The sequence below is a fragment of the Paenibacillus sp. JJ1683 genome, assembly GCF_053006485.1.
The window spans coordinates 3,189,907-3,210,044 of sequence record NZ_CM129820.1 but is presented as its reverse complement, the minus strand read 5'-3'; the positions used below and the strand labels follow the sequence as shown (position 1 = coordinate 3,210,044).

20 protein-coding genes and 3 pseudogenes are annotated in these 20,138 nt (G+C 41.2%); 16 read left to right on the top strand and 7 right to left on the bottom strand.

Annotation, left to right across the window (positions count from 1 at the left end; genetic code table 11):
- The first annotated feature begins 68 nt into the window (after positions 1-68).
- The 3 genes from ACUC6J_RS13675 to glnA all read left to right on the top strand — a co-directional run bounded on the left by ACUC6J_RS13675 (position 69) and on the right by glnA (position 3,273).
- Positions 69-1,322, top strand: coding sequence for a methionine gamma-lyase family protein (locus ACUC6J_RS13675; RefSeq protein ID WP_031461616.1), 1,254 nt, complete (start codon positions 69-71; stop codon positions 1,320-1,322).
- 83 nt (positions 1,323-1,405) lie between these two features.
- Complete coding sequence (locus tag ACUC6J_RS13670) at positions 1,406-1,819, top strand: MerR family transcriptional regulator (RefSeq protein WP_007430683.1); 414 nt, start codon at positions 1,406-1,408, stop codon at positions 1,817-1,819.
- Positions 1,820-1,944: 125 nt separating this feature from the next.
- Positions 1,945-3,273: a type I glutamate--ammonia ligase gene (gene glnA, locus ACUC6J_RS13665; RefSeq protein ID WP_016822091.1), complete on the top strand. Its 1,329-nt coding sequence runs from the start codon at positions 1,945-1,947 to the stop codon at positions 3,271-3,273.
- 238 nt (positions 3,274-3,511) lie between these two features.
- Here glnA and ACUC6J_RS13660 read toward each other — a convergent pair whose 3' ends face one another.
- Positions 3,512-3,724, bottom strand: coding sequence for a DUF6199 family natural product biosynthesis protein (locus ACUC6J_RS13660; RefSeq protein ID WP_447250296.1), 213 nt, complete (start codon positions 3,722-3,724; stop codon positions 3,512-3,514).
- A 127-nt stretch (positions 3,725-3,851) separates the two neighbouring features.
- The gene (locus ACUC6J_RS13655) at positions 3,852-4,286 is read right to left on the bottom strand and encodes a hypothetical protein (RefSeq protein WP_025365068.1); all 435 of its coding nucleotides are present in this window, start codon (positions 4,284-4,286) and stop codon (positions 3,852-3,854) included.
- A gap of 268 nt (positions 4,287-4,554) precedes the next feature.
- Between ACUC6J_RS13655 and ACUC6J_RS13650 the strand changes: the two genes are divergently transcribed.
- Positions 4,555-4,833 carry a hypothetical protein gene (locus ACUC6J_RS13650; RefSeq protein WP_447248987.1) on the top strand — a complete coding sequence of 93 codons (279 nt, stop codon included), beginning with the start codon at positions 4,555-4,557 and terminating at the stop codon, positions 4,831-4,833.
- Positions 4,834-5,185: 352 nt separating this feature from the next.
- On the opposite strand, the gene ACUC6J_RS13645 is transcribed toward ACUC6J_RS13650, so the two are convergent.
- A complete protein-coding gene (locus tag ACUC6J_RS13645) occupies positions 5,186-5,512 on the bottom strand; it encodes a hypothetical protein (RefSeq protein WP_016821986.1) in 327 nt (108 codons plus the stop codon).
- 137 nt (positions 5,513-5,649) lie between these two features.
- Between ACUC6J_RS13645 and ACUC6J_RS13640 the strand changes: the two are divergent.
- Positions 5,650-5,994, top strand: a pseudogene (locus ACUC6J_RS13640) (hypothetical protein); the annotation flags it as partial.
- A 228-nt stretch (positions 5,995-6,222) separates the two neighbouring features.
- Here ACUC6J_RS13640 and ACUC6J_RS13635 read toward each other — a convergent pair.
- Entirely contained in the window at positions 6,223-7,431 is a 1,209-nt protein-coding gene (locus ACUC6J_RS13635; RefSeq protein WP_447248986.1) for an IS110 family transposase, read from the bottom strand.
- 361 nt (positions 7,432-7,792) lie between these two features.
- Here ACUC6J_RS13635 and ACUC6J_RS13630 point away from each other — a divergent pair, with 361 nt between their 5' ends.
- From ACUC6J_RS13630 to ACUC6J_RS13620, 3 genes are all read left to right on the top strand, one after another.
- Positions 7,793-8,710 carry a hypothetical protein gene (locus ACUC6J_RS13630; protein ID WP_447248985.1) on the top strand — a complete coding sequence of 306 codons (918 nt, stop codon included), beginning with the start codon at positions 7,793-7,795 and terminating at the stop codon, positions 8,708-8,710.
- A gap of 339 nt (positions 8,711-9,049) precedes the next feature.
- The gene (locus tag ACUC6J_RS13625; RefSeq protein ID WP_447248984.1) at positions 9,050-10,012 is read left to right on the top strand and encodes an ABC transporter substrate-binding protein; all 963 of its coding nucleotides are present in this window, start codon (positions 9,050-9,052) and stop codon (positions 10,010-10,012) included.
- Between the two features lie 160 nt (positions 10,013-10,172).
- A complete protein-coding gene (locus ACUC6J_RS13620) occupies positions 10,173-11,840 on the top strand; it encodes a helix-turn-helix domain-containing protein (RefSeq protein ID WP_447248983.1) in 1,668 nt (555 codons plus the stop codon).
- A gap of 350 nt (positions 11,841-12,190) precedes the next feature.
- Here the strand turns inward: ACUC6J_RS13620 and ACUC6J_RS13615 are convergent, their stop codons facing one another.
- Positions 12,191-12,391 (bottom strand): hypothetical protein, encoded by a 201-nt coding sequence (locus ACUC6J_RS13615; protein ID WP_447248982.1) that lies wholly within the window; start codon positions 12,389-12,391, stop codon positions 12,191-12,193.
- A 111-nt stretch (positions 12,392-12,502) separates the two neighbouring features.
- Positions 12,503-12,754, bottom strand: a complete 252-nt coding sequence (locus ACUC6J_RS13610) for a TetR/AcrR family transcriptional regulator (RefSeq protein ID WP_447248981.1) — start codon at positions 12,752-12,754, stop codon at positions 12,503-12,505.
- Positions 12,755-12,907: 153 nt separating this feature from the next.
- On the opposite strand from ACUC6J_RS13610, the gene ACUC6J_RS13605 reads away from it, so the two are divergent.
- Positions 12,908-13,588, top strand: coding sequence for an SDR family NAD(P)-dependent oxidoreductase (locus ACUC6J_RS13605; RefSeq protein ID WP_045244476.1), 681 nt, complete (start codon positions 12,908-12,910; stop codon positions 13,586-13,588).
- A gap of 278 nt (positions 13,589-13,866) precedes the next feature.
- Here ACUC6J_RS13605 and abc-f read toward each other — a convergent pair whose 3' ends face one another.
- The gene (abc-f, locus tag ACUC6J_RS13600; protein WP_019687448.1) at positions 13,867-15,354 is read right to left on the bottom strand and encodes a ribosomal protection-like ABC-F family protein; all 1,488 of its coding nucleotides are present in this window, start codon (positions 15,352-15,354) and stop codon (positions 13,867-13,869) included.
- A 331-nt stretch (positions 15,355-15,685) separates the two neighbouring features.
- Between abc-f and ACUC6J_RS13595 the strand changes: the two genes are divergently transcribed.
- The 7 genes and pseudogenes from ACUC6J_RS13595 (at position 15,686) to ACUC6J_RS13565 (ending at position 19,588) form a co-directional block, all read left to right on the top strand.
- Positions 15,686-15,859 (top strand): hypothetical protein, encoded by a 174-nt coding sequence (locus tag ACUC6J_RS13595; RefSeq protein WP_164965469.1) that lies wholly within the window; start codon positions 15,686-15,688, stop codon positions 15,857-15,859.
- Between the two features lie 115 nt (positions 15,860-15,974).
- Entirely contained in the window at positions 15,975-16,127 is a 153-nt protein-coding gene (locus ACUC6J_RS13590; protein WP_447248980.1) for a hypothetical protein, read from the top strand.
- Positions 16,128-16,159: 32 nt separating this feature from the next.
- Positions 16,160-16,255, top strand: coding sequence for a phage holin family protein (locus ACUC6J_RS13585; protein ID WP_447248979.1), 96 nt, complete (start codon positions 16,160-16,162; stop codon positions 16,253-16,255).
- A 49-nt stretch (positions 16,256-16,304) separates the two neighbouring features.
- Positions 16,305-16,738, top strand: a pseudogene (locus tag ACUC6J_RS13580) (glycoside hydrolase family 25 protein); the annotation flags it as partial.
- Positions 16,739-16,741: 3 nt separating this feature from the next.
- A pseudogene (locus ACUC6J_RS13575) lies at positions 16,742-16,917 on the top strand (NucA/NucB deoxyribonuclease domain-containing protein); the annotation flags it as partial.
- A 177-nt stretch (positions 16,918-17,094) separates the two neighbouring features.
- Entirely contained in the window at positions 17,095-18,216 is a 1,122-nt protein-coding gene (locus ACUC6J_RS13570; protein WP_031461607.1) for a fibronectin type III domain-containing protein, read from the top strand.
- A 235-nt stretch (positions 18,217-18,451) separates the two neighbouring features.
- Positions 18,452-19,588 (top strand): fibronectin type III domain-containing protein, encoded by a 1,137-nt coding sequence (locus ACUC6J_RS13565; protein WP_430208204.1) that lies wholly within the window; start codon positions 18,452-18,454, stop codon positions 19,586-19,588.
- Positions 19,589-20,138: the final 550 nt, after the last annotated feature.

Below are 20,138 nucleotides of genomic sequence, written 5' to 3'. Positions count from 1 at the left end.
GTTCCAATTGAATAACAATATAACATGATTAGCCTAAGGCTGCGGAAGAGAGAGGGTCAAGAAGGTAAATGGTAGTTTTTAGTCCGGAAATTCAGCAAATTCAGGAATTAGTAGAACTTAAAATACAAGAACGTATCCAGCACATAGATCATATTGTGGATGCAAATCAGTGGAAGGTCATTCAGGCCTTCCAGCGCAAGCAAGTGAGCGATTTTCATTTTGCAGGTTCAACGGGATATGCTTACAATGACCGGGGGCGTGAAGTGCTGGAAGAGGTCTATGCAGATGTGTTCGGTGCGGAGGCAGCGTTGGTGCGTCCGCATTTTGCCTCGGGAACGCATACCATCGCTACGGCTTTATTTGGTGTGCTGCGTCCAGGGGATGAGTTGTTATACATTACAGGGCGACCTTATGATACCTTACACAAAGTGATTGGTAAGCCTGGCGATGGAACAGGATCATTGCAGGACTTTGGTGTTACTTATGGAGAGACAGCACTGACAGCAGAAGGTAAGGTGGACTGGAAAGCGGTGGAGTCCGCAATCCATGCGAACACCAAAGTGATCGGTATCCAGCGCTCACGCGGCTATGATTGGAGAGCTTCCTTTAGTGTGGCAGATATTGAAGAAATGACGGCACGAGTGAAGAAGATAAAGCCTGATGTTATTGTCTTTGTGGACAATTGCTACGGGGAATTTACTGAGAAGCTGGAACCTACCCAGGTCGGTGTCGATTTGATGGCAGGTTCGTTGATTAAAAATCCTGGTGGAGGTATTGCAGAAACGGGTGGATATATCTGCGGTAAACATCAATATGTAGAGCTGGCATCCTACCGATTAACAGCACCTGGTATTGGTGGAGAAGTAGGAGCCATGCTAGGCACTACACGGGGCATATACCAGGGGCTATTCCTTGCTCCTACATTGGTGGGGCAAGCGGTTAAAGGAAGCATATTCGCTGCTGCAGTCTTTGAAGAAATGGGGTTTGAGACCAAACCTGCTTGGCATGAAGAGCGTACGGATTTGATTCAGGCCATTTCTTTTAGCGGACCAGAACATCTAATTGCTTTTGTACAGGGCATTCAGCGCGCAGCCGCCGTGGATAGCCATGTGGTGCCAGAGCCGTGGGATATGCCGGGTTATGAGCATCCGGTTATTATGGCAGCAGGTACGTTCATACAAGGTGGAAGTTTGGAATTATCCGCAGATGCTCCGATTCGGGAGCCTTATATTGGTTACATGCAAGGGGGCTTAACCTACTCTCATGTCAAATATGGAGTACTTATGGCTCTGCAAACGATGAAGGAACGTAAATTATTGTGAGTTTTTCTAACATATCATTGACACTTTGCATCAGCTAAATGTACAATAAGGTGAATAATAGATCACTGGAAGGTTGATGACAAATGGGCGACGAAATTCGCAGAAATATGGCCTTATTTCCAATAGGTATTGTCATGAAGCTAACGGACTTGTCAGCACGTCAGATTCGTTATTATGAGCAGCATAATTTGATAGTTCCTGCCCGTACATCAGGTAACCAACGTCTTTTTTCATTTAATGACGTAGAGCGTCTGCTTGAAATTAAGGCGTTGATCGAGAAGGGTGTTAACATTGCAGGAATTAAACAAGTCATGAATCCGGTTACCAAGGAATCAGAGGAAGCTACAGTTATTACTGCAGATACGGAAGTCAAACGCCGTGAAATGTCCGATACTCAGCTTCATCGTTTGTTGAAACAACAACTTGTTGCAGGCAAAAGACCAGGACAGGTATCTTTGATCCAAGGCGAATTATCACGATTTTTCAACAAAAGATAATGCTGTGACTTACCTTTTGGCATAAGGTTGTTTTACTTAAAAAACGGTCTCATCATTTAAGTCATTTATGTCATTTATGATACAGCCGATTTGCATATAGTCGTTACAGAAAGGGAGAGGTTAGTGTGAGTTATACCAGAGAAGATATCATTAGGATTGCGGAAGAAGAAAATGTTCGTTTTATTCGTTTGCAGTTCACAGATTTGCTGGGTACCATTAAGAACGTTGAAATCCCTGTTAGCCAGCTGGAAAAAGCGTTGGATAACAAAATGATGTTTGACGGTTCTTCGATAGAAGGCTACGTACGCATCGAAGAATCTGACATGTACTTATATCCGGATTTGGATACCTGGGTTGTTTTCCCTTGGGTAACTTCGGATCGTGTAGCTCGTTTGATCTGCGATATTTACAAGCCAGACGGCTCTCCATTTGCAGGTGACCCGCGGGGAATCTTGAAACGTGTACTTAAAGAAGCCGAAGAACTGGGCTACACTTCGATGAATGTCGGACCAGAACCTGAATTCTTCTTGTTCAAAACCGATGAAAAAGGCGACCCGACCACAGAACTGAATGACCAAGGTGGATATTTTGACCTGGCTCCAATGGATCTGGGTGAGAACTGCCGTCGTGAAATTGTTCTTAAGCTTGAAGAAATGGGCTTCGAAATTGAAGCATCCCACCATGAGGTTGCACCTGGTCAGCATGAGATTGACTTTAAATATGCAGATGCAGTAAAAGCTGCCGATCAGATTCAAACGTTCAAGCTCGTTGTTAAGACGATTGCTCGTCAGCATGGTTTACATGCTACCTTTATGCCAAAACCTTTATTCGGCGTGAATGGCTCCGGTATGCACTGCAACCAATCGTTGTTTAAGGACAATGAAAACGTATTTTATGATGAGACGGATGAACTCGGATTAAGCCAGACAGCTCGCCACTATATGGCAGGCATTCTTAAACATGCACGTGCAATGGCAGCGATCACGAATCCAACAGTAAATTCCTACAAACGCCTCGTACCAGGTTATGAAGCGCCTTGTTATGTCGCTTGGTCTGCAAGCAATCGGAGTCCGATGATTCGGATACCCGCATCTCGTGGCCTGAGCACTCGCGTCGAAGTTCGGAACCCTGACCCGGCAGCGAATCCTTATCTAGCCCTGGCCGTAATGCTGAGAGCAGGTTTGGATGGTATTAAACGTCAGATGGCTCTGCCAGCCCCAATTGATCGCAACATCTACGTGATGTCCGAGGAAGAGCGAATTGAAGAAGGCATTCCAAGTCTGCCTGCAGACCTGAAAGAAGCTTTGTCTGAGCTTATTCGGAGCGAGGTTATCTCTGATGCACTGGGTGATCATGCTCTGGCTTACTTCTATGAGCTTAAGGAAATTGAATGGGATATGTACAGAACCCAAGTACATCAATGGGAACGTGATCAATATCTGACGCTTTACTAAAATGAGGAATCCCTTGGCGCTCTAAGCGTTGAGGGATTTTTTGTATGAGGATAATGGATCATTTTCTTGGGCTACGTAGTACTCCCCACAATACAAAGTAGACTGGGAAGAATACAAACGCGAGCAGGGCGCGAAGAAGTGTTTAGAAACAAAAAAAGAAAAGTATGAAATCTATGAAGCCAGTTATGGAACTGCTACTACATTGGCTGGTCGAGCTTTGAAGTTTAAGGAAGTGCGATTACAGTAAGATAACCAAAAGTCCACATGCTAAGAAAAAGAACCCAAAGAGAATAGATACAGAGCCCCTAAATTTCATGTCATCAATGTAAGCATCGCTTGGTTCTGAGTCACCTTTGATCTTCCAGGCTTCGTTTGCACGCCATCCCCAAGTGGGATTCCGTTTACTTAAAATACCAAGCGAGAAAAAAATAATAGCAATAAGAATAAGCATGATTCCCACTTGATCACCCTCCTTTGGGTAAATTATACCAAAAATGAACGACAGATAGAAAGCATTGTCCCCAAGAGCAGATGAAACAAAAATAAGAGGGCTTTGCCCTCCATGTTACGGTAGTATTTTAATCTGAATAAGCAACAGCATTAAAGCTTTCCATTCCTATTCGGGTAGCATCTGCTGTGCAAAATATATATAAGGTATATACCAATTCATTGGATGGTGGTAGAGGGATATTGTAATCGGATGCATTGATGGTGACAACTTGTACAGCGTTTGGGTTTACTTCGGAGACACTCACGGAGTAAAGGGCGTAAGCAACGAGCGAATCGACATCGCCTCTAACAATGGAAAAAGAAATTACGGAGTCAAATGGTGGAGTGGTAGGAAATGCAAGCTCGGCTATCCCTGTTAATTGTACACGCATGTTTTCCCCTGCACCCGTTACTTCTAAACCAAGCTCCGCGATGGCAACAGCAGTATTGGCTGGCAAGGGAATTGAGATCGTATTACCGTAACTTGCGTTTTGAGATGTTCGAGCATCTAACAATCTAGTCATGTTCTCATCTCCTTTTTGATAGTTTATGCAGAACATATTCATTGTTGAGGGCAGTGAGAATAAACATATTTTAGCCTATAGGGAGTAAAGAAGGAGAAAACAGCCTTATACAATGTTCATCGAAACAATCGTTGTAATGCTGCCGGATACAAAGGTTTCTTCCTCTGTGAAAATGTTGATTTCGATTTTAAAAATACTCCACGGATGAAAAAAAGGCGGGTACGCATTCGGGCACCCTACTTACAGTAGTGCGGAAAGGAATTTTTAATTGTATACGCCCGTAAAATGTTCTTTTATGCTGCAAAGAGTGGATGGGGCCAAGATGGCGGATGAGTGTGGAAAAACATGTAAATTAAGATGGGGAGCAACGACCATTCAATATGCTACAGGATTGGACGGAATTACAATGCTACTGAAAATCTGGAGCAAGCCTATTACGAGCATTTGGAAAATGAGATTGATTACGAAACTGAATCGTGCTGTTAAGATGGATGCGATGAGTGCGAGTAGCTGGATGACCATGTCTATAAAACATACCGTGAGTTAATCAACGACGGCAGAGAATTTCCTAAGCTTCTGGTTTTTGATCTCTAAGGAGGAACATCAATGACAGAACAGAGTTTCCGTTTTTATGAAAGTTAATCATATTGAGATTCATCGTGTTGGTAGAGTTGCCGTGCTTGCTTATAGTGACGAGACTTATAAAGTGTACGTAAATCAACTCCAAAAGATAGCGGAGGGCACCCCATGATAAGAGCCTATACCTCTATACTATGCGCTGTATTGTTATATGTTGGTGTAGTCAGTATAGATAGGTGAGGATTAAATATGGCAGATAACAACGATAAAAAAGTAAGCACCTATGAAAAAAAGTGCTTACTTTAGGGTTAATTTTATTATTAAGGGAACATTTTGTAAATGTAGCCTTGATATAATGGGCATACTTTATTGTTGCCTTTTTGTTGCCATTTATATAAAGAAATATTCCCTCCAAAGCCTCCTGTCATGTAAAATTTTTGAGTTGGAACTGTCGATTTCATATCCTCTTTAACCGTTGCACCTCTGATGCCACTTACCCATTTTTTGTTCCCTTGAGGCGGAGTATATGGTGACTCAGAAGAAATATTTGCTGAATTTGGGACTGGTTCTGCAAAACTTAAAGACGGTACAGACAATGCTCCAAGAAGAACGGTGCCAGCAGCCAAAGCGATAATAGATTTTTTCAAAAGTAAAGCCTCCTTAGTTTGTTTATCTTCGTATGCAAACTATGGTGTAAGGTAATTATAGTGTTTCGATTTACATTTATCTACCAAAAATAACGATTTCACCAAATAATCACATCATATAAAGAAATGATAAATGACAGTATACTGACTTAATTGGTGTAATAAAAAATTACGAATACTCACTTCAACAGTTGGGTAACCGAATGACTACATATGATTTGCTTTCGGCGGGAGGATCGGTTGTCAAACGAGTTTCTGGTCAAGAACTGACAGCAGATGTGACAGCCAACACCGCTCTAGTTAAAGACCAGCGCTAAAGACATACCGGGTATTTCAGCTACTACATTCGCGGATAAGCGGCGCAGAGCAATTGCGAACATAGCACACAGTTTAAGATCAATTGCACCTTAGATTTTGTCACGACCGACTATGGACAGGGACGAAACGAGGAAGGCGAAATTGGACTAAGAATGCAGAAGTAAATAAGACCGTAAGGGCTTAAGCCTTTGCGGTCATATTTGTATTGTCTAAAGTTCTAGACTGTAAAACAAAGTAATAGTCTGACGATGCTTCATTAAGCTATACCAGCTAATAGCTTGTCAAGATTACCAGTAAAGTGATTCTAAATCATGTGGTATAGTTAAAATGAGCATGCCAAATAATCCTCCAATTTCCGTTGTGTCTTGGAAGGTTATGCCAATGATAATCTTTTAAATTGGACGAAATCCCTTTTTGTTTTTCAAGATTGCATAAAGCCAATGGATGAGCTTATTTGCACATGCGATTAGAGCTACTTTATGTGGTTTTCCTTCTGCTCTCTTGCGATCATAGAACGCTTTGAGTCGCATATTTCGGGAGCGTATAAGCCCACACTGGACAGCCATTACCAGTGCGTAACGCAACTGCCTGGAACCACGTTTCGTGATTCGGTTTCGAGTTGCTGTAAATTTACCGGAAGCAAAGACACTCGGGTCAATGCCTGCAAAAGCCACTAGCTTTTTAGGATGATCAAATCGGTCGACTTCTCCAATTTCAGATAAAATTGTTGCAGCAATTTTATGCCCAATACCGGGAATCGACTGAATTAATTCATACTCTTCAATTTCTTCAGCCAGAGCATCTATGTTCTGTTCCAGTTCAGCAAGATGCTCTTGGTACTGAAGAATAAGGGTAATAAGAACTTTCAAATTGATTAAGTGGCTTGCATACATGGTTTGCTGAAATGGGTTTTGCTTTGCCGCGTCTAGCAGTCGCTGAACCCGTTGGTTAATCCAGCCCTCTGAACGCCCCCGTTTCGAAGAAAGTAGTTCTTTCATCTTAGCTTTGAGTGTAATTTCATCCGTCTGCAAAACTGAATATGAGGTTGGAAATTTACTTAAAAACCGTAGTGAAATACGGGAATACATAGCTCCAAAGACGCCTTTGTAAGCTGGGAAAACCTGATCTAAAACGGCTTGGAATTGCAGCTTCGTCTGTACACACATCTTTGAAAGGGACTCATACTGTCTTGTAAGATAGCGCAGATTGAGAAGTTGCACACCTCTTTTTTTAAAAGGTTCAAACTCTTCCTTGTAGTACAACTCTCCCAATAGGTAAGCGTCCGCAGCATCCGTCTTTACTTTACGAAGTTGAGACTTTCTAAGCCGATTTGAGATGAGCGGATTAATGATAATGTAAATGTAGTGATGTTCTTCTAGGAACTGAACAACGGGACTTTGGTAATGGCCGGTTGCTTCTAGAATAAGCAGAGAACGTAGTTTGGATGCAGTCTCAACATCCTTCAAAACTTGATGTAAATTTGCTAGGCCATCACGAGTGTGCTCGAAGTGGAATGTCCCTCTGAAGGGCTTTCCGCGCGCTAAAAAGGCTTGTCCATGACTTTCTTCTTTTGAAATATCTAGACCGACAACTGGATTCATTTCATCTCTCCCTGTAAGTTTAGATTCCCCGGCATCCCTAAGGTTCTTCTTGTCGCTCCATAGCATCGCTTGTTATACGGGATCTTACGTCCCAACCAGCCTCAATCATGGTCATGACAAGTAGGGCGAACACTATAGCGCTCGGGATCAAGTCCCACGGGCAGGTACGTTCGACCAGGCTACCTTAATCCTCTATGCAAACGAAAAAAGGATCAACCAGAAAGAACTGGTTGATCTCATAATACGAACGGGCAGGATAGTTTAATAACATATCGAATTTTTTAAAAGTGGATGGTTATACGAAGTAAGGCGTTGCTTAACTGAAGCGTGAAGTAGAGATAACCAAAAAGGAGATAGCCAGATGGAAACAAATCAAAATATTCGTTTAGCAATCGAAGAATCTATACAGTTCCTTGAATCTACTTCGCATTTGGGGATGACTCACGGCGAGTGCAGCCGTCGAAAATGGGATGGAGCTTGGTGGCATATGGCTGCTCTTTATGAAATGGGAGAGGTGAAACTAATTCCCGAGTCTGCTATTGTCGGAGCAAAATATTTACTCGAAACTCAGGTCTGGCCGACCTTCATCATAACCGCCGATGACCATCCAACAAGTGAAAGTGATAAGATGAAGTTGGATTGCTGCCATTGTGAACTTGCCGTATACTATATGATTCTAATGGCGTATGGCTGTGATTTGGACAAGGAACTGCCTTGGATTCGCGAATGGCTCTTAAAGCATCAGTTACCTGATGGCGGGCTGAACTGCGACCCTGAAGCTTATACTCATTCTAAAAAGAGCTCTATTGTTTCAACACTTCCTCCGCTTGAAGCTATCTTATGGCATACAGATCGTGAATTTACTGAACAGAAAGCCGTTTTCTTAGATGAAGGAGCACGTTATTTAATTGAGCATCGTCTTGTATGTTCTAAACAAAATAGAAGCGTCATCGATATGGAATGGCTGAAGCCTTGCTTTCCGAGGTTTTTTGAATATGATATATTACGCGGTATGTCCTTCTTGGCAGAATGGTCCCAACGTAGGAACAAAACGCTGCCGGTCGGGCTGCTTATTGAAGGATTGGAACGATTGAACATCTTCAAGGAAACAGGAGGCTTGCAAATCGGTAGACAAGTCTTTGATCCACAAGGCCCGTGGGGTGGACAACCCTTTCCCTTGTTAGAAGCAGTAGCTGGCATTGGTGACGTTTCGCCTTATTTAACCAGACAGTTGGATCGAATTATCGAACGATTGGGACCGGAGTATACCTATGCATAAAGACTTCCTTTAGAAAGGATCTCATGTTGGAAGAGGAACGGACCATGATGAGGAAGGCTTAGAGGGGAAAGTTACCGTAAAACGGGAAGCAAAAGAAGAGGCTTTGTTGAGGTAGCTCAATAAACTAAACCATGAGGATTTGTTAAAATATATCTCATTCGTATCTGTTTAGTTATAAATGAGATACAAGAACAGATGTTTTGTGTGGGACGATCATTGACATTTTTCCAAATAAACCGTTGCGTTTTTTTCATTGATTCCCCTTTTCACATAACCTATAATAATGCCTTAAATGATAATCATTTTCAATTATTAGAGAGAAGGAAAGGGGCAACAAGTGTGAAGAAACAACGTGGAAAGCAAATTATACTCTGGGTAGGGAGTTTCCTCCTGTTGTTGATAATATCGGCATGCAGTACTTCTAATGCTAATAGCAGCGTGTCTGATGAACAGAAAGAGGAAAGTGAGAAAACTGTTCAATATACAACGATAACAGGTAAACAGGTTGAAATACCTGCAGATCCCAAACGAGTGGTTTTTATTGGCCAGACAATTGGTGATTTCTTGGCGATGGGCATTCCGGTTGTTGGTAATAACCTTCCCCAAGATATTCCTAGTTACTATGAAGGTAGACTTGAAGGAATCGTTGAGGTTGGAAATCCGGGTGACTTAGAGACGATTCTGAGTTTAAAACCCGATCTGATTATTAATGGTTATTACAAAGCAGAAGCAGATCATAATGAGGCATTGTCGAAAATTGCTACTACTATCCCCTTTAACCCAGCTCTTCCTTATACAGAACGTGTAAAGGAGATGGGAAATATCTTTGGCAAACAGGAAGAGGCAGCTCAATTGATTGCTAAGTACAAAGAACAGTCGAAAGAAATGTTTGATAAGTTTCAATTAGCAGAAGGGGAGACAGCGACAATTTTCTACCAGTTGGGTAAAACACTTTATGTTATGGGCGATCGTAGCCTGGGTGCTATTATTTATGGGGAGAACGGTTTTGCCGTCCCACCAGCTGTACAGAAGAATATTCTTGATAAAGAAGGCGTGTCTTTTGTTAATATTTCAGAAGAAGTGCTTTCAGAATTTGCTGGTGATCATTTGTTTGTAGTTGTACAAGATGATGGTGAAAGTAAAACAGAAGCTGACCGACTGCTCCAAAGACCGATATGGGCAACTTTGCCTGCAGTTCAAAAGGGAAATGTTCATGTTATTCCTAGTGAATGGAATACAGATAATTTGTTAGCTTTGGAGCAATTGTTTAAACAGATGCCACAATGGATGGACCAACAGTAAGAAATTATTTTGGCACATTCAGTTCTTTATATCGCTAGTTTTCTAAAATAGTACATACTCCAACTATTAAAAGCTGAACTATAGTTTATAGTTGAAAGCAGGTCTTTATATGTTACAATAACGATAATGATTCTCATTTTCAATTGTTGGAGAGTTGCTTATGAATCTAGCACCCCTGTATATTAGGCTGCAACACTATGATAGGTTTCGATTTGACCAGATAATTCCAGCGAACGGCCATAATGAGGGAATGAATGACAATGAAACCAATTTATGCACATTATTGATAGCACTCAGTCACGGCATACGGCTGTATGTAGACAACATTGCAATCGATCTGCGACAAGGAAGCTGCATTCTGATTTTGCCTGTACAGCGCTATACTATGGAATCAAGCAACAAAGAGGCACAGCTTGTACGCTTTACCTTTGAAACCTTTAAAGTAGAAGGAATGACTTTGAATCCGGTTGCTCATCCACCTTTGCTTTGTGGCTCCCCCTATAATCTGTTGATTTCTCAAGTCAATCGAGTATTAGGAAAAGAAGCACGGATAAGTAACCAATGCTGTTCCTCTCCATCCACATCAGAAATGGCTATGATGCAAGGTAGACTTCAGCTCATTCTTGGGTTGATGGTTCAGTTCGATGAGCAAGTTTCCCAGTCGCAGAACAATGAAAAGATAAACTTGGTTCAACAAACTGTGCATTATATGGAACAGCATTATGATGAAGACTTAACCGTTGAAAAACTTGCTTCCATGGCTGGAATGGTCAGATGGCAATATAGTCAGAAGTTTAAAATATTGACTGGCAAAAAACCAAATGAATATTTGGTCCAATTACGCATAAAACATGCCAAAGGACTTCTGCGTAATTCGACCGAGACATTGGGCAAAATATCTCGGCAAATTGGGTTTAAGGATGAATATTATTTCAGCCGGTGCTTTCATAAATTAACTGGACACACTCCGCGTGAATATTCGAATATTCATCTTCGTACTCGGCAAAGAACAGTTATCGATTCATTTGGCAGAAAGATTCATGTTCCCAAAGATACAACACGTATTGTGACAGATGGCAAATTTACGCTTGGAGAATTACTCGTTTTAGCCATGCCCCCTATAGGGGCGGCCATCTCGATCATGAAAGATAACGTGATTTATCACAATAAGTTGCGAAATATTCATAATCTTGGGTATTGGGCAGATCCAGATAAAATTGCACAACTACAGCCGGAGTTATTATTGCTTAGCTATGTGCATCCTGAACAAGATTTGCAGAAACTAGATACGATCGCTCCTACTGTTATACTTAACAGTAAGTTTAGACTGTTTGAACGGTTACGGTATATCGCTAAACTAGTTGAACGTAGTAACGCTGCGGAGAAATGGATTACCAGATATGAGGACAAAGTAAGATGGTTACGTAGGCAATTAGCAGATGCTTATGTTGCTGGAGAGACGGCTGCTGTTTATCTCAAGTTTGGTACAAAACTTTATATTATGGGCCAGAGCGGATTGGCTGCCACCTTGTACGAATCTCTTGCCTTTCGTCCTTCTGCCAATGTGATGCACCTAATCGAGCAAGGGCAAGCATGGATAGAAATTCAGCAGCATCAAATAAATCACTATGCTGGCGATCGCAATTTCGTCTTGGCTCCTCGCCAAGAATTGCAAACGGTTGCTCACTGTTCACATATCGCGGCTTTAGCCGATTTAAGTAACGGTAACACTCATTTTGTGGATACTACATGGAATTATGATGATCCCATTACGCGCGGACGGTTGCTAGTGGTGCTACCGTATATATTTAATAAGAAAATTAAGTGATTAGAGGAGGCTTAAACCCTAATCACTATTAATTCAACTTTCGTCACAGGCTACGCACACCATTCAAAGGCGTTTTCGCCTGATCGCGGACAGCGCTTAACCAGCATAACTCGATTAACGAGGAATGTACTCAATTTTAGCGCAGGGAGCTCGCATAAAACAACAGTGGATGAAGAGCACAGTTTAAAAACCACTTTTGACGAATTGATGAAAATTGCTACGAAAATTCGAGAGTAATCTGATATGGGCTGCATCAAAAAAACACAAGCGCAATGCTTGTGTTTTTTTATTGCTTCTTATCTGGTGGGAGAGAGGATGAAAAAAATCAAGCAAGTGGGTAAAAGCCAGCATTAAAGAGAGTTCTGCCCACCTAATACGAATAACGAAATTTTCTTAGCAATTTCTTCTTTGTCCAATTTTACTTTTCCGGAAGCCCATAAAAAACCAGCTTCATGAGTTACATTCGCATAAATAGATACGAATAGATCTTTTTCCATATCTGTATATAAGTTTTCTATGCTCTTAAGCAAATACAATTTCAACTCACTCAATATTTTTTCTTTTAATTGGGGTATTACTAAACTTATATTACTTTGGCGACATTGTAATCTCGGTTGTTGGTAAAAATCACAAACAGCTAAAACAAGTTGGCTTATACTTTCTTAATCCAATTTTATTGATCCTGTTGTCCGTTTTGCAATAGCATTTGAAGCGGAATTTCCCATAATGTAATTCAATAAATCGTACTTATCGTTAAAATGTGCGTAGAAAGTAGCTCGATTTACTTGCGCTCCCTCTGTTAAATCTGCCACTGTAATTTTTTCAAAATCCTTCTTATTTGCTAAATTAAAAAAAGCGTTAACTAAAGATTCTTTAGTATAAGTTGTTCGTAAATTTCTTACTTTTGTCCCCAATTGATTCACTCCTAACCCAATAATTCTTTAATATTGTTGCTATAGCAACATTGGTAACTATATTGTTGGTTGTTCGTTTTGTGTATTGAATTTAAGATGTTAAAACAACACGTGTTGTTATATGTATACCACAAAAAAAGGAGTTTGTATAAAATGAAGACTATAGCAATTATCGGTGCAGGACCTGGATTGGGGTTGTCCCTTGCAAAAAAATTTGGGGAGAAAGGATTTAGGGTTGCTGTCATTTCGCGTAACCCTAAGAAATTGGCCATAATCGTGAACGAACTAAAGAAGCTAAATATTGAAGCGAAATCTTATGTAGCGGATGTTAGGGATTTGCCAGCACTAAAACAAGCATTAGATGCTGTTAAACAAGACTTTGGTCATATTGATGTTTTGGAATTCAGCCCCTATGCAGGACCTACACATTTCAAGCATGTGTTAGAAACAACAGCAGAAGATGTGTTAGAACAGGTAAAAGGTTACTTACTCCCTGCCGTTCTTTCTGTGAATGAAGTAATACCAGATATGATAAATAATGCTTCGGGTGCAATTCTATTGACCACCGGAATATCTGCCATGGTTTCCTACCCGTCTGTTGGAAATGTTGGTATGGTAATGAGTGGTGTTCGTAATTATGCTACAAATTTACATTTTGAGTTGAAAGAAAAAGGCATATATGTCGGTCATCTTTCAATTGGCACTGTCATACAAGCAGGTACTGCTGGAGATCCAGACCTTATTGCTGAGGCTTGGTACAATTTATATGAGAAAAAGGATTGCTTTGAAGATACTTTCCCACAAGAGATTAACCCAACCAAATTGTCAAACTAAATAATAAAAGAGATAAGTGGATGTCTTAACAATCTTATAGGATTGACAGGGAGAGTAGAGCAGAAGAAGCGAGCCCGCTGTAGAATAATATAAGCCTATTAAACTGTCTTCAATAAAAACATCGGCAGCCGTGGACGAAAAAATAAAATCCTAGACTGCCGATGTTTGATTTAACTATTGCGTGCCTTTAGTTCAATCTTTTCTCTTTTTATAAAAGTTATGGTGCTAAGCTTTCTGCCATTAAAATTATGTCTTACTCCAAGTCACTTTGTAAAATTCTAATCCCCACCGAGTTCAATCGTTTTCGTGGCGACACGGTCATGAAATTCCCGATCATGCTCCACGAATACAATGGTTGGCGTGTACTCAAGCAGCAGCTCCTCAATTTGCATCCGGGAAATCACGTCGACAAAGTTGAGCGGTTCGTCCCAAATATGCAGATGAGCCTCCTCACATAGGCTTCTCGCGATCAGAACCTTCTTTTTCTGCCCGCCGCTGAACGCCGATATATCCTTCTCGAATTGGATGCGGGCGAAATCTAGCTTACGCAACACGGCTTTAAATAAGCTTTCGTCAATTCTGTGCTCTGCTGCATAATCGGAAAGCGTACCTCGCAAATGAGAAGTATTCTGGGATACATAGGAAACACGAAGCTGCGGATCCCGTTGAAACGTACCTGTATAGTGCAGCTCCTCAGCGTTGAGCAGGTGAAGCAAGCTAGACTTACCTGAACCATTTGGGCCTGAAATTGCAATCCGATCTCCTGGTTCAATCGTCAGACTAACGTTCTTGCAAACTGCTCTTTCCCCGTAGTAAATCGTGACGTGATCCAGCATCGCCAGTTCCGATTTGGGATACACGAGCTGAGAGATCGCAAGGCTTTCTGACTGTTCGATATTTCGGAGCAGTTTTGATTTTTCCTCTAAAGCAGTGTGTTGCCGCTGTTCAATGGATTTTGAGCGTTTCATCATTTTGGCTGCCTTATGCCCGACGTACCCCTTGTCAAGTTTGGAACCGGAATTTCGTGTGCCGTTTTTAGATTTTTCGGTCTCGAAAGACCAGCTACTAGTACGTTTAGCGGAAGCTGATAAACGCTGTATGTCTTTGTACAACTTTTCGTTTTGTGCCATTTCGAATGTATCTTGGCGAGTTTTGTTCGTCCACCAGCTGGAGAAGTTGCCTTTTTGGATTTCGATATTCGTTTTGTTGATCGCTAGAATATGATCCACACAGCGGTCGAGAAAAGCCCGGTCGTGTGAAACAAGAATGAAACCGCGCTTCGTATTCAGATAATCGGCAACAAGCTTGCGTGCGTGCAAGTCGAGATGATTGGTCGGCTCGTCGATGAGCAGAAATCGATTGTCTTGGATGAAGAGCACGGCTAGTAATACCTTCGTCTGTTCTCCTTGGGACAGCGATTCGAATGGTCGGTACAACACGTCTTCTGAAACCTTAAGCAGGTTCAGTTCACGCATCAGCTTCCAGTTCTCAAAGCTTGGTACGATCTCTTCGACGACATCTAAGGTCAAATACTCCGGGTGTTCGACGGGAAATGGAAAATAATCAAAGGCAACTGGTGTGGAGATCGTACCGTTGTATTCGTACTTCCCCTGCAGCAGGTTTAAGAACGTCGTTTTACCTCGACCGTTTCGCCCCGTAAAGCCCAGCTTCCAGTCTGTATCAATTTGAAAATGAACATTTTCGAATATAGGGTCATAGCTGCCTGGATAGGCAAAAGTAAGATTGGTTACCTGAATGGCGGGCATGGCAATCATCCTTTCGTTTGGAAATAAAAAGAGCCGCAAGAAAGGTGCTTTCTTGCGGCTCTAATCCATACGAGGAAATAAGACCCCGGTCTAAGGGGCCGTATGACTGTCCGGAGAGGGAGCGCAAACGAAACGCAGAGCTTTCTTGCAGAGATGAAATAAAACGACCACAGCCAATCGCTGCGTCCGTTCTTTTCATGATCTCGAAGCAAGAAAGTTCTACATGTATCCGTTCAACTCCCATCATCAAATTACATCCAGTTTATCACAATAGTAATTTAACTACAACCTGTGTTAGTTCCGTTTAGGCTGAAGCCTCGCGTAGATCGACATGCTATTTAGATTGATTACTGTTATTCAACAATCTTCTGCTGTCATTGCTTTGCAACCAGCACGCCAGAAAGAAATACTTAAAATTTTGAATATGGTGGTAGGAAATGCATTAGCAGAGATAAATGCACAGGAATTGAAGGAAAAGAAACCAAACGAAGAGGGGGCAGGATAATTTTCCTGAGCAGAGATGGGGGAAGAAGGCTGGATAAGTGGGAGATTTTTAAATTTAGCGCCACTTTAGGTAGCACGGTGGCGTATTTTTACTATGGGTGGTCGGGAGTATTGGGGTGGTGCTTGCTCTGGTCGCTATTGATTATGTGATTGGATTATTTGCTGCTGGTGCAGAAGGTGAGAAGGGTACTGGACCTGGTTTAAAAAGTAAGATTGGTCTTATTGGAGGTATTTATCTTTGCAATGGTAGCAGTATCCCATCTGATTGATGGAGTCTTAGGCGTTTCGCACCTATTCCGGGATGCGGTCGCCTATTTTTTATATGGCAAATGAGCTGCTGTTCATTTTAGAGAATGGCGGCAGACTCGGCGCACCTATCCCTCTCGTGGCCCGATAGACCGTAGAAGTTTTGAAAAGTAAAAGTGGTAAGGAAGGAGAGAAAGAGGATGCAACGACGAAACAGTCGTAATGTAAGAGGGATCGACGTATCCCGTTATCAAGGAAAGATTGATTGGAAGGCGGTCAAGGAAGATGGTATTTCATTTGTCTTCATCAAGGCCAGTCAGGGGCAGCGTTACGTTTATCCGACATTCATTACAAATGCCAAAGGGGCTAAGGAAACGGGCGTATTGCTGGGAGCATACCATCTCCTAGATGCACCCAGTGTTGAGGCAGCGAAAGCGGAAGCAAGGCGTTTTGCAGAGGTATTGGAACAAGTAGGTGGTGGGAATCACTGGACTTGCCGCCTGTAATGGACTATGAAAACAATCCTGGCAACTTGTCCAAAACACTTATTAGTGCTGTAGCTTTGGCCTTCCTGCTCAAGCTGGAGCGACTTACAGGACGCAAGCCCATTATCTATACAGGCAATGCATTCGCCTATCCAACTAAAAAAGGATATGACCGGGATGAATGGCCGATGCTATGTGCGCCGAAGGTGGTGCAGGTGCTGATATCAGATACATAACCCCTAGTGATAACCGGGGAGCAAGATCATGGGTAAGTCATCAGTTAGATATGTATGCTGATGGAACAAAGGTAACATTCATAGTGAAATAAAGATAAGGACTCAACCAGTATAGAAGCTGGTATGAGTCCTTTTTCATACCCAATAAAAAATAAATATGCAAATATTTAGATTATATTTATAGATTAGCAAGTTTATGTTTAGACACATTTCAAGGAATATATTACCTTAGTATCTGTTTGATAGATCGAATAGGGGGAATAAACTTTATGAAACAAAATTTAAAAACAAAAATCGGTATGTTGTTTGGAATGTTATTGTACATACTTATTGCCTTTTCACCAACACAAGTATCTGCTGCTTCGGTTGGAGAAGCATTAACCACTCCAGAAAAAGGTTGGATGCGTATTGATGATGCAGATATTAATGCCACTTATTCAAGTGGCTGGGGTGTATCAAGTTATGTAAGGCAAGGTTACAGTTTATATAAAGGTTCTGCTCATTATACTAGAGCCGGGGGAGCAAGTCTTAAATTTAATTTCTATGGGACAAAAATTCGTATCATAGATATTATCCAACAAAATAGGGCTTCTAATAACTCAATAACCATTGATGGAGTTACAGAAAAATATTCTGCTAATGGAGTGTCGGAAGTTAATCAAGCTATTGTTTTTGAAAAAATGAATCTGCCATTGGGATATCATACTGTAACTATTTCCAGCGGAGAATCCGGGTATTATTTACAGATAGATGCAATTGATATTGATGATAACGGTATATTTTTAAATATCAACACTCCATTGGATTTGAAAGCGAATCCGGGTGATAGTCTAGTAACACTAAATTGGAAGCCTGTTGATCTTGCTGATAGTTATACAGTTAAATATGGAACAGAATCTGGAAAATACACGGAAACCGTAACGGCTACTAAAGACACTTTCGGCAACTTTGTTATTCCAAGTTTGACTAATGGAACAAAATACTATTTTGTTGTAAGTGCTACTGTTAAAGGTAAGGAATCTAGCGTTTCAAACGAAGCAATTGCAACGCCACGAGGCGGTAATCAACCGCCTAATCCAGATCCAACGTCACCTGAGCCGGTATCACCTAATCCAACATCACCCGACATACCAACTACACCCCAAGAACCATCAGGCAACCGTGCAATTCTGGTAGTCACCATGACAACAGGCTTGGAAAAAGAATTCGATTTGAGTATGAAAGAGGTCAATGAATTTATTGCATGGTACGAAAGCAAACAGGCTGGTTCTGGACCAGCTTCATTCGCAATCAATAAGCACGATAACAATAAAGGCCCATTCAGCAGCCGTAAGGACTACATGCTGTATGATCGTATTTTAACGTTTGAGGTAAGTGAATACTCTAAATAAATTTAAAGGCTCTACCAGCCTTAATTGGTTTGCAGAGCCTTTTTTTCTAATCGATTTGAATTTAGAGTAGATGTCAAGAAGGAGTCGACTGGTATTTGACGAGTATGTGTCCTTTTTAATGCTCCATAAAAAATAAATATGCGAATATGTAGATTATCAAGTTTATGTTTAGAGAATATGGGAGTGTCAATCTATCTTTATAGATATAGAAGATATTCATAGGGGGTTAATAATCGTGTCAAAAAAATTTTTGACTACCGTTCTAACTTTTTTTCTAATCAGCATCATGTTACTACCATCAGCTACACATGCAGCAACATTGAATAAAACAGTTGAGGGAATGCTAGGATTCTCACCTCCAGATGGAACTACTGTAAAAGCAAGCAGGATTTATACAACTGATTTCAATGCAGAAAAAGCAATTGATGGAAATATCCAAACGTCTTGGAATGCCGCGACCTACAAAGGAAATATTGAATTAAATTTTCCAACTGCTATTGAGTTTAATTTTGTCCATATCACCACTAATGCATCGCCACCAAGAGCAGTTTCATATACAATCTACGGACTAAAAGACGGAAAATGGGTTCAAATAAGCGAAAGTATAACTCATACTTTGAAAGCTGCAAATACAACGCCACCCCCTATTAAGGTAAAGCAGGGCGCTTATAGTGGTATAAAAATTGATGGTGATGGTGGTTCGTCTTGGTTAGCAATTACCGAGATCACTCTGGGAACGTTCGAAACCATAGATCTTACAGGCCAGCCACAGAATGCGTCTGCTAAGTTGAATTGGAATACAATTAAAGAAGCTACGAACTACAAAATTAATTATGGAACCCAACCCAATAAATATTCTGACTCAATTTCTGTAGAAAAAGATACAGAAGGTAACTATGTCATTCCAAATTTGATGAACGGGACGAATTACTATTTTCAAGTAGTAGCTATTTTTAACGGAGTCGAGACGGTTATTTCCAATGAAGTAGCAGTTACGCCAAATGATCCTCAAACGACTGAGCCGACAACTCCTGACAATCCTTCAACGGGAGAGCCAAGTAATCCGAGCGAACCTGGTACAACAAATCCTGGTGAACCATCGACTGGTGAGCCTACTAATCCTCAATCACCATCAGGCAACCGTGCAATTTTAGTAGTCACCATGACAACTGGCTTGGAGAAAGAATTCGATTTGAGTATGAAAGAAGTCAATGACTTTATTGCATGGTACGAAGGCAAACAAGCTGGTTCTGGATCAGCATCCTATGCAATCAATAAACATGATAACAATAAAGGTCCATTCAGTAGCCGTAAGGACTACATGTTGTATGATCGTATCCTAATGTTTGAAGTAAGTGAATACTCTAAATAAATTAAAAGCTCTGCCGACCCATTAAGGTTAGCAGAGCTTTTAATGTCATCACTTCATTGCACTGGTTCGGCGGTAATCTCTATATATCTCCGTTAGTCCCAAGACTTCTTCCATTGTCAGGTTATTACGAAGGTGATTCAGCGCTTCGGCGATATACAATGCTACCACTATTTGCTTTTGTTCATCAGTTCGTGGCCGTTCCTCTTGTAATTTGTCTTGTATGTTCCTGCGATGTATTTCTAGGAATCTTTCTAAATTCATAATCATCGCTCCTTTTTTGTTAAGCTGGATGGTTTTCATTTTAGCCTATTCAAATAGTAAACCATGATCACGGAATTCAAATGTCTGGACTATGTGATTAGGTAGTAATTCTGTTTCCTTGTAGAAAACTTCAAACTCAATTAGCAGGCAATCAGTGAATTTATCAAAAGTATATATGACCAGGAGAAGATCTTCTATTAATATTCACAAAATAGTCCAATCGGATTATACTTGACGCGACGGATACAGAGCAACCCCGACAGCATCGATGACACCCTATGGCTCAAGC